Source organism: Streptomyces sp. NPDC014864 (assembly GCF_043081525.1).
GTDB lineage: Bacteria > Actinomycetota > Actinomycetes > Streptomycetales > Streptomycetaceae > Streptomyces.
The window spans coordinates 50,338-64,501 of sequence record NZ_JBIBWT010000018.1 but is presented as its reverse complement, the minus strand read 5'-3'; the positions used below and the strand labels follow the sequence as shown (position 1 = coordinate 64,501).

General features: G+C 70.3%; 12 protein-coding genes and 1 pseudogene. 6 read left to right on the top strand and 7 right to left on the bottom strand.

Going from position 1 to position 14,164, the window contains the following annotated elements; translation table 11 throughout:
- Window positions 1–276: 276 nt before the first annotated feature.
- From ACF1A5_RS27485 to ACF1A5_RS27465, 5 genes and pseudogenes are all read left to right on the top strand, one after another.
- Entirely contained in the window at window positions 277–504 is a 228-nt protein-coding gene (locus ACF1A5_RS27485) for a ferredoxin (RefSeq protein WP_392195567.1), read from the top strand.
- Window positions 501–1,877: pseudogene (locus ACF1A5_RS27480) on the top strand (NAD(P)/FAD-dependent oxidoreductase); the annotation flags it as partial. The gene ACF1A5_RS27485 and the pseudogene ACF1A5_RS27480, both read left to right, overlap by 4 nt.
- Before the next feature lie 234 nt (window positions 1,878–2,111).
- On the top strand, window positions 2,112–3,125 hold the full coding sequence (locus ACF1A5_RS27475; RefSeq protein ID WP_392195648.1) for a cytochrome P450: 1,014 nt from the start codon (window positions 2,112–2,114) through the stop codon (window positions 3,123–3,125).
- Window positions 3,115–3,546: a cytochrome P450 gene (locus tag ACF1A5_RS27470; RefSeq protein WP_392195566.1), complete on the top strand. Its 432-nt coding sequence runs from the start codon at window positions 3,115–3,117 to the stop codon at window positions 3,544–3,546. The genes ACF1A5_RS27475 and ACF1A5_RS27470 overlap by 11 nt, the downstream gene beginning before the upstream one ends.
- Window positions 3,547–3,807: 261 nt before the next feature.
- A complete protein-coding gene (locus ACF1A5_RS27465) occupies window positions 3,808–3,999 on the top strand; it encodes a hypothetical protein (RefSeq protein ID WP_392195565.1) in 192 nt (63 codons plus the stop codon).
- A gap of 40 nt (window positions 4,000–4,039) precedes the next feature.
- On the opposite strand, the gene ACF1A5_RS27460 is transcribed toward ACF1A5_RS27465, so the two are convergent.
- The 7 genes from ACF1A5_RS27460 to ACF1A5_RS27430 all read right to left on the bottom strand — a co-directional run bounded on the left by ACF1A5_RS27460 (window position 4,040) and on the right by ACF1A5_RS27430 (window position 12,469).
- Window positions 4,040–4,993 (bottom strand): anti-sigma factor RsbA family regulatory protein, encoded by a 954-nt coding sequence (locus ACF1A5_RS27460; protein ID WP_392195564.1) that lies wholly within the window; start codon window positions 4,991–4,993, stop codon window positions 4,040–4,042.
- Complete coding sequence (locus tag ACF1A5_RS27455) at window positions 4,990–5,334, bottom strand: STAS domain-containing protein (protein ID WP_392195563.1); 345 nt, start codon at window positions 5,332–5,334, stop codon at window positions 4,990–4,992. The genes ACF1A5_RS27460 and ACF1A5_RS27455 overlap by 4 nt, the downstream gene beginning before the upstream one ends.
- Before the next feature lie 142 nt (window positions 5,335–5,476).
- Window positions 5,477–8,257, bottom strand: coding sequence for a BTAD domain-containing putative transcriptional regulator (locus ACF1A5_RS27450; protein WP_392195562.1), 2,781 nt, complete (start codon window positions 8,255–8,257; stop codon window positions 5,477–5,479).
- A 288-nt stretch (window positions 8,258–8,545) separates the two neighbouring features.
- Window positions 8,546–9,889, bottom strand: coding sequence for an FAD-dependent oxidoreductase (locus ACF1A5_RS27445; protein WP_392195561.1), 1,344 nt, complete (start codon window positions 9,887–9,889; stop codon window positions 8,546–8,548).
- A gap of 339 nt (window positions 9,890–10,228) precedes the next feature.
- Complete coding sequence (locus ACF1A5_RS27440; protein ID WP_392195560.1) at window positions 10,229–10,555, bottom strand: DUF397 domain-containing protein; 327 nt, start codon at window positions 10,553–10,555, stop codon at window positions 10,229–10,231.
- A complete protein-coding gene (locus ACF1A5_RS27435) occupies window positions 10,539–11,717 on the bottom strand; it encodes a helix-turn-helix domain-containing protein (protein WP_392195559.1) in 1,179 nt (392 codons plus the stop codon). The genes ACF1A5_RS27440 and ACF1A5_RS27435 overlap by 17 nt, the downstream gene beginning before the upstream one ends.
- A 206-nt stretch (window positions 11,718–11,923) precedes the next feature.
- Window positions 11,924–12,469 carry an ATP-binding protein gene (locus ACF1A5_RS27430; protein ID WP_392195558.1) on the bottom strand — a complete coding sequence of 182 codons (546 nt, stop codon included), beginning with the start codon at window positions 12,467–12,469 and terminating at the stop codon, window positions 11,924–11,926.
- A 1,232-nt stretch (window positions 12,470–13,701) separates the two neighbouring features.
- Here ACF1A5_RS27430 and ACF1A5_RS27425 point away from each other — a divergent pair.
- Window positions 13,702–14,145: a group 1 truncated hemoglobin gene (locus ACF1A5_RS27425; RefSeq protein ID WP_392195557.1), complete on the top strand. Its 444-nt coding sequence runs from the start codon at window positions 13,702–13,704 to the stop codon at window positions 14,143–14,145.
- Window positions 14,146–14,164: the final 19 nt, after the last annotated feature.

Below are 14,164 nucleotides of genomic sequence, written 5' to 3'. Positions count from 1 at the left end.
ACGGTTTTCCGGCCTACCGTGCCACATGGTTTCCGTCGAAACGAAAATCCAAGAGAGCGCCGCTTGCGCAACCGAAATGCAGCCACACCAGGGCTAAGGTCCCTAGTCAGGCGCCGATCGCCCGAGCCGCGGTGATCAATTCTTTCCATGGGGACCCGACGAGCGTGGTGCACCCCCTCGCACTTCGCAGGGGTGGGCAGCGGCCGGATCCTCCCTTGCGCGCCGGAGTGGCGCCGGCTTGAGGGTCCGCAGCTCCCACTCCCTGGGGAGCTCGAGGTGAAAGTTGTCGTTGATCTTTCCCGATGCAAGGGCTACGCGCAGTGCGCGTTCCTGGCTCCGGAGGCGTTCCGGATGCACGGTGAGGAAGCGCTCATGTACGACCCGAACCCCGACGACGCCCAGCGCGACCAGGTGCTACGCGCCGCGGCGGCCTGCCCCGTCCAGGCAATCCTGGTCGACCAGCTGGAGGCGCCGCACGCACCGGCGGAGGCGTCGCCGCCATGACCGGTGCCGACAACCTGCCTGCGTTCAAACGCGATGGCCGCATCGTGGTCGTCGGAGCTTCGCTGGCGGGACTGCGGGCCGCGGAGGCTCTGCGAGACGAGGGCTTCACCGGATCGCTGACCATGATCGGCGACGAGTTGAGCGAGCCCTACGACCGGCCTCCCCTGTCCAAGCAAGTACTGACCGGGTGGGTGCCGGCCGGGGGCACCGCTTTGCCCCGCCGTCGTGATATCGATGCGCAGTGGCTGCTGGGCGTGCCCGCCGACCGGCTGGACCTCGCGACGAACCACGTGCGACTCGCCGACGGACACGACGTCCCCTTCGACCGGGTGCTGATCTCCACCGGGGTACGGGCCCGGCCGTGGTTCGTCGAGTCCGAGGCGGCCCTGGACGGAGTGTTCGTCGTACGTACACGCGAGCATGCCGAGAGCCTGCAGCGAGCCCTCGCCGCCGGGCCTTCCCGCGTTCTGGTCATCGGTGCGGGATTCACCGGCTCCGAGATCGCCTCCGTCTGCCGGGAGCGGCACATCCCGGTGACCGTCGCCGAACTCGCGTCGGCCCCGCTGGTCGGGGCGCTCGGCGCCATGATCGGTGAGGTGGCGGCCGACATGCAGCGCGCTCACGGTGTCGACCTGCGGTGCGGTGTCAAGGTCGCCCGGCTGGAGGGCGACGCGCAGGGACGGTTCCGCCGTGCTCACTTCGACGACGGCAGTACGGTTGACGCCGATGTGGCGGTGGTGGCACTCGGGAGCATCCGCAACACCGAGTGGCTGCGGGATTCGGGACTGGCGGCGGGCTTGTGGGGAATCACCTGTGACACGGCCTGCCGCGCCCTCGACATCAATGGCGGCGTCCTCGACGACGTCTTCGCCGCGGGAGACGTGGCACGTTGCCCGAACCCCATCTACGAATCCCGGCTCATCGCACAGGAGCACTGGACCAACGCCGTGGAGCAGGCAGAGGTCGCGGCACACAACATGGTCAGCGCCCAGGCGGACCGTCGGCCCCACCTGTCCATCCCGCGGTTCTGGTCGACCCAGTTCGGCGCCAACATCAAGTCCGTCGGCGTGCCGACCTTCGCCGACGAGATGCTTGTCACCCAGGGATCGCTGGACGACCACCGTTTCGTCACCGCATATGGCTACCGGGGCCGCGTCACGGCTGCCGTGAGCTTCAACAACGGTAAGTGGCTGGACCACTACCTACGGCTGATCGAGATGGCCGCACCTTTTCCGCCTCCCTGCCCGACGCCGGACCAGCCGGCCGACACGAAACCGGTGCCCGTCGACTTCCCCGGCCCCGCCCTGCTCGCGCAGGGTGCCACGGTGGTCGTCACAGGCTATGACCCCGGTGAGCGTCGCGCCACGGCGGTGCACCAGCATCGGCAGGAGGAGCGCCAGACGACCACGGCCGGGACGCCTGGCATCCTGCAACGGATCTTCGACTACTCCGCCCGGGCCGACCCCTACCCGCTGTATGCCGAGTTGCGCAGGACGCCGGTGGCCCGGCAGGAGGACGACAGCTACGTCATCAGCACCTATCGCGAGATCACGAACGTACTGAACGACCCGCATCTGAGTTCCGACCTGCGCAATCTGGCGCGTCCGATGCCCCCGGCCGAGGAAGGGGCCACGTCGTCGTTCATCCACATGGACTCGCCCGAGCACGATCGCCTGCGGCGTATGGCGATGCGTCACTTCGGCCCCCCGCACACCCCTGGGCTGGTGACCGGACTTGAAGGCTTCCTGACCGCCACCGTCGGCAGCCTGATCGACGATGTGGCGGGCAAGGAGCAGATCGACGTCGTCGGCGATTTCGCCTGCCCGCTCACCGTAACCGTGACCTGTCACTTGCTCGGCGTGCCACGCGAGGACGAGCCGAGGTTCCACCTCTGGGTGAACGACATCATGAACTCGATCGACTACAACCCCGAGACCGACCCGAAGGAGAAACGGGACAAGGGCCTACAGGCCCGCAAGGACTTGTGCCAGTGCCTCGGCGAGCTGGTAGAACAGTGCCACGGCCGGCCGGGAGACGGCCTGCTGTCACGGCTGGCCAACGACGTCGGGCCCGACGGCCGGATGGCCGACGCCGAGATCGTCGCCACCGCCAGACTGCTCCTCATTGCCGGCCACGAGACCGTCGTCAACCTCATCACCAACGGCATGCTGACGCTACTGCGCCACCCGCAGGTGCTGCAGCAACTGCGCGACGAACCGGACCTCGTCGTGCCGCTGGTCGAGGAACTGCTGCGCTACGAGCCCCCCGTGCACATCATTCCCTGGCGGGTGGCGTACAGCGACATCACCGTCGCCGACACCGTCATCCCCCAGGGCTCGCAGGTCATGCTCATGCTGGCCTCAGGCAGCCGCGATCCGAAGCGCTTCCACGATCCGGACCGCTTCGATCCGAACCGACGTGACAACCAGCACCTGGGGTTCGGCAGCGGCCTCCACCTGTGCTTCGGAGGCCCGCTGGCCCGGCGGGAAACCCAGATCGCGTTGACCGAGCTGGCACGTCGCCTCGACCGACCCAGGCTGGTCGCCGACCCGCCGCCGTACCGGCCCAGCCCCGTTCTTCGGGGTCCCAGCCATCTGGACATCGAGCAGGGTGACGGTTGACACGGCAGCCGGGGGCAGCTGCAAGGTCGCGTGCGGCGGTCTCGTTGGCGATGTACTTCAGGCGTTCCGCAAGGGCGTCGTGGTCCCGCGAGTCGCACTCGAGGACATGGAACTGGACCGTGCGCGGAGCCGGGCCGGCGACTTCGTCCATGTGTCGTACCTGGCCGCCAACCGTGACCCGGTGCGCTACCCGGACCCCCATGCCATCGACCTCGACCGGCCGAACGCTCCGCACATGACCTTCGGCTGGGGCGGGCACCGATGCATCGCGATGCCCTTGGGCATGGCGGAACTCGAAGTCGCCATCGGACGGCTCGTGGAGCGCTTCCCCGGGCTGCGGCTCGCCGTGCCGCCGGAGGAAGTACGGTGGGACACGAAGACGATCATGCGGTTCCCCCTGGAGCTGCCGGTGGCGTGGTAGCGGCGCCCGCGGGCTCTCGGTGGGCGCGTGCGGTGACGGCCGGGAAACGAGGAGCACTGTGCCGAAGACCGTCGCGCAGAAGCTGGGGATCGCGCCGGGAGCGACACTGACAGTGCTCGAAGCACCTGACGGCGGAGACCTGAGCGTGGTCGGGCCTCTGCCCGACGGTGTGACCGTGCAGCCCCTGAGCGGGGACGCTCCCCCTGACTCGTCGTGTTCTTCGCCGCCGACAGCGCCCCTCTTCAGACGAACGCTCCGGCGGTGTTCGATGCGGCGGGGGAGGACACCACGGTCTGGATCGCCTACCGCAAGGGCGGTGTCAGCGATCCGACCCGCGACGCCCTGATGCCGGCCTTCACCGGCCCGGGCCGGCACGGCATGTCCCTGGTGTCCCTGGACGCCCGGTGGTCCGGCGCCCGATTCCGCCGCCTGGAGCAGATCGGGCGTCGATGAGTGGGAGCGCTTTGCCCGCACACAGCCACCGGAGGTGCCTCTACTTCCTGCAGATCCGCAGGCGTACGGCGGTGCCCTTGGGCCCGGTCCGCACCTGAACGGTGTCGCAGAGCATGCCGACCCCCCAGATGCCGAACCCCGACTTCAGGGCGGACTCCGGTGGCACCCAGCTGAGGAACTCCTCGGGCTGCCAGTGGCCGGAGTCGGTGATCTCGCATACGAGGCCGTCGTCGGGCCATACGCGCAGGGACACCGGCGCCCGGCCGTGACGGAGGGCGTTGGTCGCCACCTCGGTGACGGCGACGAGGACGTTGTACAGCCCGTCTCCCGCCACTCCGCAGTTCTTCGCCTGTTCGGCGACGAAGGCCCGTACCGCGTGCAGGTCGTCCGGACGGACCTCCATCGAGGCGGCGGAGTGCGGGGAGGGCGGCAGCGGCCGGTTGTCGACGTCGGCGACGAAGTCCCGGGGGTCCCGGTAGTCCGGGTTCTGCCGCAGCCGGGCGCCCTCGTGGATGTGGGGATGGGTCTGGCGCACCAGGGAGATGACCTCGGGGGCCAGAACCGAGGTGTTGTAGCAGCAGTAGCCCCGGAAATCCGCGTCGGCGAAGCCCATGTTGAAGATCGAGTCGTACCGGACCCACTCCATCGCGTCCGGGTACTGCGACCAGTCGGCCGACGCGACGACCCACGCCGGGCGCGAGCCGAGCGTCCTGGCGACGGCCATCATGCCGGCCATGGCCCGCACGGGAGTGCTGTAGAAGTCCGACGGATCGATGAACTGCACCGCCACGGCGTCCCGGCCGAGCGAGTCGCGCAGCACCTCGGCCTCCTGCCGGGGGGTGACCGCGAAGGTCGGGTCGCCGGCGTCAATGCCCTCGCGCAGGTGGGGGATGGCGCCCGCGAGGAACTCCTCCTCGTCGCCGTACAGAAGAGCGTAGTGCTGGACTCCCTGACCGGCCTCCACAGGCTGATCCGCGGGTGCCTCGGCGGTCATGACATCTCCTTCCGACCCTGGACGAGTCCGGGCAGACGCTCCCAACTGACTGTCTGGATCAGGTTCTCCATCTGTGGCGACAGGTTGTCCAGGACGAGCCGGACCCCGTTGCCGCAGCGCTCCACCAGGCACGTCAGCAGCCGCAGGGCGCCGAGGTCGATGAAGCGCAGCCCGCCGAGGTCGAGCCGTACATCGCCACCTTTGGCCGCCAGCGGGGACAGCGCCTCGATGACCTCCCGGTGCCGCGTCGCGTCGAGCTCCCCCTCCAGGCGCAGGCCGGGAGGATCGGCGGTCGGCGTGATCCGGAGCATTCGCTCGTCGGGGTGGGCAATGACTTCCATGAGGCCTACCAGGTTCTGGGTGGGTGAACTCTTGGAGTGGATCGAGGGCCCGACCGTAGAGGAAGCGGAGGCTTCCCGGAAGGGCCCGGACCAAAGTACCCGGCGGGGTATTTCGCCAAGCTGTAAGGCAATTGATGCACTGTCACCTCGTGCTTCCCTCCGCGGCTTGTGGCCCGACCCGCAGTGTCAGGCAGGCAGGGAAGAACGCGCTCCAGGTGTATCCGCGCCAGCGCACGTACGCGCCGACGTTTCCGTCCGCGAGGATGGTGGCGCGTCTCATGTGCTCCTGCGCCTCCTGGATCCTGCCTACGTCGAAGAGGATGAAGCTGATCTCGTTGAGGGCGAGGCTCTCCAGGGCCCGCTCGCCGGTCTCTCGCGCGTGCCGCAGGCTCTCCCGCAGGCAGGACAGGGCGTCCTCGGTCCGGCCCAGCCCAAGGTACGCCCGCCCGAGATTGCCCAGGCCGGTCATCTGGGCCATGAGGTCGCCGGCTTCCCGTGCCAGGGCTAGGTGCCGGTGCTGCACGGTGACGGCCTCCTCGTAGAGCTCGCGTTCGGCCAGCGCGTCCGCGAGGTTGCCCAGGGCCCGCAGCTCGCCGTCCCGGTCGCCGATCTCGCGCCAGAGCGTGAGCGCCGACTCCAGGCACTGCCGCATCTCGTCGTACCGCCGGTGCAGCCAGTACACCGCGGACAGGTGGTCCAGCCCCCACGCCTCGCTCTCCCGGTCGCCGAGGCGGCGGGCGGTGGACACGACGACTTCGGCCAGGGTGTGCAGCTCCCGGGCCCGGGCGTGCGGGTAGAGGTACCAGTGCAGCGGCCGCGCCAGCCGCATCGCGAGCCGGGCCGTGGGGTCGCTCTGGCCGGCGGCGTGCGTGACGGCGGCCATCAGGTTCGCGCGCTCGACGTCCAGCCACGCCTCGGCCTCACGGCGGTTCCTGATCGGCGTCGTCGGCAGCGCGCCGTGGGCGGACGGGTCCTTGGCGGGGCGGTGCGGAGACCGCGACGGCACGTTGAGGAAGGCCACCGCCCGCTCGGCCGTGGCGAGGTAGAAGCGCAGCACGCGTTCGAGGGCCCGTTCGCGCTCGGCGGCCGACTCCTCCGCGTACACCTGCTCACGTGCGAAGAGGCGGATCAGGTCGTGCATCTGGTAGCGGCCCGGGGCGAGGCTGTGCAGCAGATGCGCGTCGACCAGCCGCTCCAGCGCGTCCTCGGCCCCCCAGCTGTCGACGCCGAGCAGCGCGGCCGCAGCCTGCAGGCCCATGTTCGAACCGGGCAGCACCCCGAAGAAGCGGAAGGCGCGTGCGGCGGCCCGGTCCGTGGGGTTCTCGCTGTGGCAGATGCCGTCGTAGCTGGCGTGGAAGCTGGCGCGCACCGACAGATCGCCCACCCGGATCTCGTCGAGGCGGTTCTGAGCGTCGGTCAGCCGTTCGACGAAGGCGCTCAGGGGCCAGCTGGGGCGGGCTGCCATGCGGGCGCCAACGATGCGCAGGGCGAGCGGGAGACGGTCGCACATCTGCACGATCGCGTCGGTCGCCTCGGGTTCCGCGGCCACCCGCTCCTTGCCGACGAGCCGCTCCAGCAGAGCGGTCGCCTGGTCGTGGAACATGACGCCGAGATGGAGATGGGTGGCGCCTTCCAGGGAGGTCAGGATCTCGCGGCTGGTGATCAGCACCGCGCAGCCGCGACCGGCGGGGAGCAGCGGCCGGACCTGCTCGACGCCGGCCGCGTTGTCGAGCACCACCAGCAGCCGCCGGTCGGCCACCAGCGAGCGGAACGTGGCAGCGGCCTCCTCCGTGTTGGAGGGAATGGCCACCTCCGGAACGCCGAGCGTCGCGAGGAACCGGCCGAGCACCTCACCGGGCTCGAGGGGCGTCAGCCCGGCGGTGGCCCCGTGCAGGTCGACGTAGAACTGGCCGTCCGGGAAGCGTTCGGCGAGCTGGTGGGCGGTGTGGATGGCCAGAGCCGACTTGCCCACCCCGCCGGCACCGTCGATCACGGCCATCGCCACCCGGCCCTCGTCGCCGTCCTGCAGCAGCTGGTGCAGCACCGAGCTCTCGCCTGCGCGGCCGACGAAGGTGGTGCTGAGGTGGGGAAGCTCCCTGGGCACCACAACAGGCCTGCGCTCGGCGGCCCTCGCGGGTGCGGCGGGCGGCCGGGCCTCGAGCAGCAACGACGCGTCGGCCCGCAGGATCTGCTGGTGCAGCTGTTGCAGGGGCGGGCCCGGCTCGATTCCCAGTTCCTCGACCAGCTGGTGCCGCAGGTCCTGGTAGGCGGCCAGCGCGTCGGCCTGCCGGCCCGCCCGGTACAGGGCCAACATGAGCTGGCCCCGCAGCCCCTCGCGCAGCGGGTGCTCGGCCACCAGTGCGTCGAGTTCGTCGAGGACGGCCTCGTGGCGGCCCAGCCTCAGCCGGGCCTCGATGCGCGACTCCCGCGCCTGCGTGCGGTACCCCGCAAGGCGCATCGCCTCGGCCTCCAGGGCGGGCGTCGGCGGCACATCGGCGAAGGGGGCGTCACGCCACAGTCCCAGGGCCTCTTCGAGCCGCTCCGCGGCGGTCTCGGGCGCACCGCCGTCGAGCTCCCGGCCGCCCTGCTCGATCAGCTCCACGAACCGGTGGGCGTCGACCTCGCCCGGTGCCACGACGAGCCGGTAGCCGTGGGCCCGGTACCCCTGCGCGTGGGTCACCAGCAGTCGGCCCGACTCATCCCCCAGCGCCCGCCGCACCCGCGACAAATAGCCCTGCAGGAGCTTGCCCACGCTCTGCGGAGGGTCGGCGCCCCAGAGTTCCGCGATCAGCCGCTCGGTGGAGACCACCTGGTTGGCGTCACACAGCAGCACCGCCAGCAGCATCCGCCACTTCGCCGGGGCGAGGGGGATCTCGTCGCTGCCGCGCCACAGCCCGAGAGGGCCAAGGACCTGATACCGCACGCCACGCTCCGTCAGTCGTCACCCGTGCAAGGCAGGCCTGACGCAGGCCCGTTCCGGAGCCGGACATGTGCGGAAACCGGGGAACCGGCCACGGACAGCCACCATATGACCTCCAGCGGTACCTCGAAATCGCCGAGCGTGGGGTTCGAACATCCTGGGCGCAATTTCCACGGGCGGCAAGGAACTTCCCGACTCGCGTGCGACCCGTGGGATCCATTCCCTTTTGTTCCCCCCCGGCGCTCCGAGCGCGGCGCCGGTGCGCCGCGCTTCAGGGCCGGAGAGCGTACGTCACCCGCGGGCCGGCGACCGGCGGGCGGCCAGCAGGCTGCGGACGACCGTGGCGGGCCGCAGGGCCGCGCTCGGCGGAGCCAGCAGGTGCTGCATGTCGAGGACGACGCGGTGCGCGTCCACCGAGACGTGGCTGGCCAGCAGCACCTGGCGGACATAGCGGTTCACCAGGTCGGTGCCCGGCGGCCGGCGGCCCACCGTCTCCGGGTACATGAAATCGCCGCCCGTCGCCACCTGCCAGGGGCCGGCGATCACCTTGGCCGCCGCGCGGTAGTAGGCGCGGGCCATCCTTGAGGACGTGGTGCCGAACCGGTCCAGGCAGCGGCCGAGTTCCACCGCTTCCAGAGCGGCGACGCTCATGCCCTGCCCGTACACGGGATTGAAACTGCACAGGGCGTCACCGATCGCCACATAGCCCGAGGGAGGCTGCCGCAGCCGCTCGAAGAGACGCCGCCGGGCCTGCGGATAGGTGAACCGTCGCGCATCCTGCTCCCCCACCGGCTCGGCGCGGGCGACCAGTTCTCCAACGTGGGGGGTCTGCAGCTCGGCGGCGAACTTCGCGAACCCCTGCGGATCGACGGGCGCGTGGGTCCCGTGCCAGCCGGCCAGGGTGACCATCCACCGGTCGCCCTCGACGGGGAAGACGGCGGCCGCCCGCTTGTCGTGCGGGGGGACGCCGGCTATCAGGTAGAGCAGTACGTCGTCGAGCAACCGGTCGTCGGCACCGCGCCGCAGCAGGCGGGTGGCGTATCCGACGTCCACCTTGACGGTGGCCACCTCGGGGGTCGAACAGCCCAGGGCGTGCAGCCACCGGTCGGACCGCGTACCGCTCTGTCCCGTCGCGTCCACCACCAGATCCGCGGCGAGGACCTCGCCCCCGTCCAGTTCGACCCCCGTCACCCTGCCGGCGGACCCGGTCAGCCCGCACACCGCGAGGAGGTCGCGGACCTCCACGGTGGGCAACGCGGCCACGCGGGCCCGTACCGCGTGCTCCAGGAAGGCGCGGCTGAGGCTGATCCCCTGCAGTCCGGTGGCACAGCGGGTCCGGTGGCCCCCCATCTGGTGGAACAGCAGGTCCGACCCGGGATCGAAGGGCACCGCCCCGCCCGCGACGAGGTCGTCGGTGAGACCGGGAAACAGCTCTTCGAGCGTGCTCTGCCCGCTGACCAGCAGCGCGTGCGCATGGCCACTCTGCGGCACGCCTCGCCGGTCTCGCGCGTCCCCGGGCAGAGCGTCCCGGTCCACGACGGTCACCCGGGTGAACCGGGCGGCCAGCGCACGCGCCGCGACAAGTCCTGCCATCGACCCGCCGATGACCACCGCCTGTGCACCGACCGAACCCATGCTCGGACCTTCCTTCGAGGAACCACCGGCCTCAGCCAGTGGGGGAATCGAATCCTTGGCCTGCGCGGCGCCGCGACGAAGACGCACCGGGCCGCGGCGCGGAGGGCGGCCGGGTCCCGCGCCGGGATCCGGCGTCGGCGGCTCGATGGCGCGCCGTACATCCACGTGCGTGCGTGGGTCGCCTCACGGAGCCTCCACAACCCCGGTGAAAGTGGTGCCGTGACAGTTCACGGCACCGGGGCAGTCTAGAAGTGCGGTGTGGATTGGGCCACTTCAGGGACGCCGAGCTGTGCCGCCAGTCAGTACGAGCGGCCCAGGGGAACGACTTCCCAGTGCCTGTCAGGCGCATGGCGGGGGCACGGACGTGGGGTGGCGGCCGATGACGAAACGTCCTGCCGCTTCAGGAGGAGCCGCGGCCCGGCCGTTCGGGTGCGTCCCGGCGGTGGAGGGTGCCACCGGGCGGGTAAGTGCCCAACTCCCGCCGTGTTCCAGGGCTGTAAGAAATGCCTGCCACTGTTCCCGACCGAACCCGAATGCCGGGCCATCGGGGTCCTTGCTGTCCCGGACGTGGACGGTGTGTCCGGCATCGGCGACCTCCACACAGTTCCCTCCGTTTCCCATGCTGTAGCTGGCCTTGCGCCAGTGCAGTTCAGTCGGGTCCACCATCGATTTCCTTTCGCAGCCGACTCATGAGGGTGCGCGAGTCCTGGGGGGACAGCGCGTTGGCCTGGATGAGGTTGAAGGCGAGCTGGTGCTGGCGGAGTTGATGGGCGTCGTTGGTCACCTGGCCGCCGATGAACGACTCCCCGTAGAGGACGTCCGGGCCCTCCCGGAATCCCATGATGCGGAACGGGGTCATGCCCCCGGGGTGCTCGCGCACGCTGAACGGGATGACCTGAAGGTGCACCTTGGGCAGCTCGGCCAGGGTCACCAGGTGTCCGAGCTGCTCGCTCATGGTCCGGCTCCCGCCGACGCGCCGACGGAGCACCGCCTCGTCGAGGGTGATCATGATCCGCGGTGGGTCGCGTCTCTCAAGAATGCGCTGCCGGTCCAAGCGGGCGGTCACGTACTGCTCGATCTGCAGCGCCGGGGCCACCGGATGGGCGGTGGTGAAGACGGCCCGGGCGTAGGCCTCGGTCTGCAGCAGACCGGGAATGGCGACGGTCTCGAATTCCTGGACGAAACTCGCCTGCTGCTCCAACTCGATGACCTGCCAGAACCAGTCCGGATAGGCGGACTTGACGAGGGAGGGCCACAGAGCTGCCAGGGCGCCGTCCGCGCCGAGCAGCCGGTCGGCCTCGACGGCGAAGCCGCGGGAGGGCATCCCCTCGGCGTTCTCCACCCGCTCGACCTCCGCCTCGGCGCACCGCAACCGCTCGGCGACCTCCCGGCGGGCGAGTCCGGCCGCCAACCGATACCGCTGCACCGTGCCCCCGAAGCGGGCCAGTGCGCGGGGCAGGTTCTCACCGCGAGACTGCGTCGGGCCGGCCTCCGGCGCCCTCACCGGTACCAGTCCCCGGCCGGCCGGCGGTTGCCAGGCCACCGTCCCGTCCGGCCCGAGCGCGGCCCGAGCGATCGGCGTAGACAGCCAGGACGACTTCGGCTGCCGCGGCGCCGCCGGAACGCGGCTGAGCAGCCCCCAGGAATGCACGCCCGGGCGGGCCGCGGCGGACAGGGCCGCCTCGACACAGGCCCGTGCGCTCTGCTCCGTCGCACACGTACCGCACGGACCCTGCTGGTGTCTGCTGTCGCAGACCTGGTGCACCTCCCACGCGTACAGGTGGCTGTGTTCCAGCGCGGATGAACTCCGGCCCATGCTTCCGGTCACGCCGTTCACTGGTCCTCCCTCAGGAATGGCGGCCTACCCGACCACCGGTGCCGGCTCAGGCCGATGCCGGGTGTTCGGAGGTGTATTCGTCTTCTGCTGTTCGCGTCTTGTCGTTCGCGTCTTCCGCCGTGTGCGTCGCAGGTCGCCGCCCGGGGTACGGCGATCGGTACGGAGCCGCGACGCGGCCCCAGGCCGGCCCACGCAGGTCATCGAGGCGGCGTCCCGCCGCTCCCGTCGATGGCGACGGTGCACCAGGTGGTCTTACGGCCACGGCGGTGCCGGCGCGCACCCCAGGCGGACGCGATCGCCTGCACGAGGAACATCCCTCGGCCCTGCTCCTCCTGGGGACCCGCCTGGTGGACGACGGGCTGTGCCGCAGACCCGTCGGTGACCTCCACCAACAGGCGGTCACCGATCTGCATCAGGTCCAGGGTGATCCAGGTGTCGGGTGCGCACTTGATCGCGTTCGCGAGCAACTCGCTGACGAGTAACCGGCTGTCGTCGACGACTCCGGACGGGCACCCCCAGGAGAGGAGGGCCTCGCCCACCGCCCTGCGCGCCTTGCCGACCTCGGACGCCGCCGACCGGAGGTGGAGGTGCACATGCCGGCCGAAGCCGAGGTTGCAGTCGGAGCACACGAAGCTGTGGAAGCCGGTCGTCCCTGCCTCGGCGCCGGTGTCGATCGGCATCCGGAAGTCCGCCGCCTCGCGGTCGTCACGGGAGTACGGCGTGGCCGACCGCTGCCGAGGCACCTGCCCGCCGTGCGACTGTTCATGAGGTACCGCACGGTGATGCGGATCATGAAGATAGGTCATGACATGCCCCTCTGCCGCAGTGGGCGGGCGTGGGGGCCGCTGCCGCTCGGGATCTGCGGGCAAGGGTGCGATCGGCGCTTCGGCGCCCCGGCACGGCGTCGACGCGGGGCGCGCTGACCGGGGGCCCACCGTCGTCGACACCCGGTATCCCGGGCGAGGGACGTTCGCTCCCTGCGTTTCCAGACATCGATGCCCTCCCGACAGCCCTTCACCGAGGCAGCGGCTCCACCGCGGCTTGTCCGAGCTTCACCCTGCACGCCCGGGGGAGAGCGGCGGTATATCGGCGGTATCCGTCCGGTCGCGGGCAGCGCGTCCGTCGTCCGAACCGAGTGGCGCGCCGTCAATCGCGGCGGCCCGAGGAGACGAGCTCCAGGACGATAAATGCACCGCGCACGAAGATCTATCGGCATGAAGGGAGGCGCAGACCGGTTCCTCCGGTCCGCGAGCACGAAAAGACGAAACCGACACGGAATCGGAGACGGATTCCTCTATTCCTGGTTGCCCCCCACACCGATCCGCGGTTCGCCGCTGCCGTCGGTACACGCCGACTCCCTCGGCAAAGGCCCTCGGTCAACTCGCCGCAAACGGTGCGGAGATCACCGTATCTCCGAGATCGCCCGCGAGCCCGGAGCCACCACAGGCTGACGCCGCCACGGCTTCGCTCACGCAGCACTTGTTGGATGCGCCACACCGACCAGTGGCGATCAAGTCAAACTCGCCGTCGGCGTCCTGAATCCCCTCCGGGCGCCGACTCCAACTCCAACCCCCGCTGGTAGTAGCCGTGTTACGGCAACAGAGCCCAACCGGCGGGCACCGATCGAATCACGCCACCGCATGGGATGACGACCGTGGTTCCAGGCTTGCGACCCGCCGTCAACTTACGACAGGATCACGGCCGTCCGCTTCCGGCTGAATGGGGTCACATCCCTGCCACGGTGCACGCACCACCGGGTTTGCCTCAGGCATACACACCGGGGTGCCGGCTCGGTGACGCCCTGACCGACATCGTCGCCGGCGGCGGACGCGGCGGTGTATGAGGCACGTGGCTGGAGATCCCGGCTGTGGCCGGACCCGCCACACGGGGAACGGGGGCGCGCATACCCGGGGATGAGGCACACCGACGTGCCGCCATCTGACGACCACAGATGAGAAAGGCCCAAGTGACAGACATGACGCTGGACGAAGCCGCCGCGACGCACGCGAAGGAGCCGGCCGCCGACCAGCCGGGAAGCCCCGTGTTCTACCAGCAGATCGGCGGCGCGCAGGCCGTCAGAAAGGTCGTCGACGATCTCTATCTCCACGCGTTGAAGGACGAGCAACTGTCCCCGTACTTCGACGGCGTCGACCTGCCCACGCTCAAGCGCCACATGGTGCTGATGCTGACCAAGGTCCTCGGCGGGCCGGACAACTACGCCGGGCGAGGTCTGGCCGAGGCCCACCAGGGCCTGGACATCACCGGGGAACACTACGAGCGGGTGCGCCACGTCCTGCTCGGGGTGCTGTGGGAGAACCGCGTGGGGGTGGACGTGCTGATGCACGTCTCCGGCGTGCTTACCGCGGTCAAGGAGCAGATCGTCCAAGAGCCCGGCGACGAGCTGGTGCGGAGAGCCTGACATTGTGGTTGACGCTCGC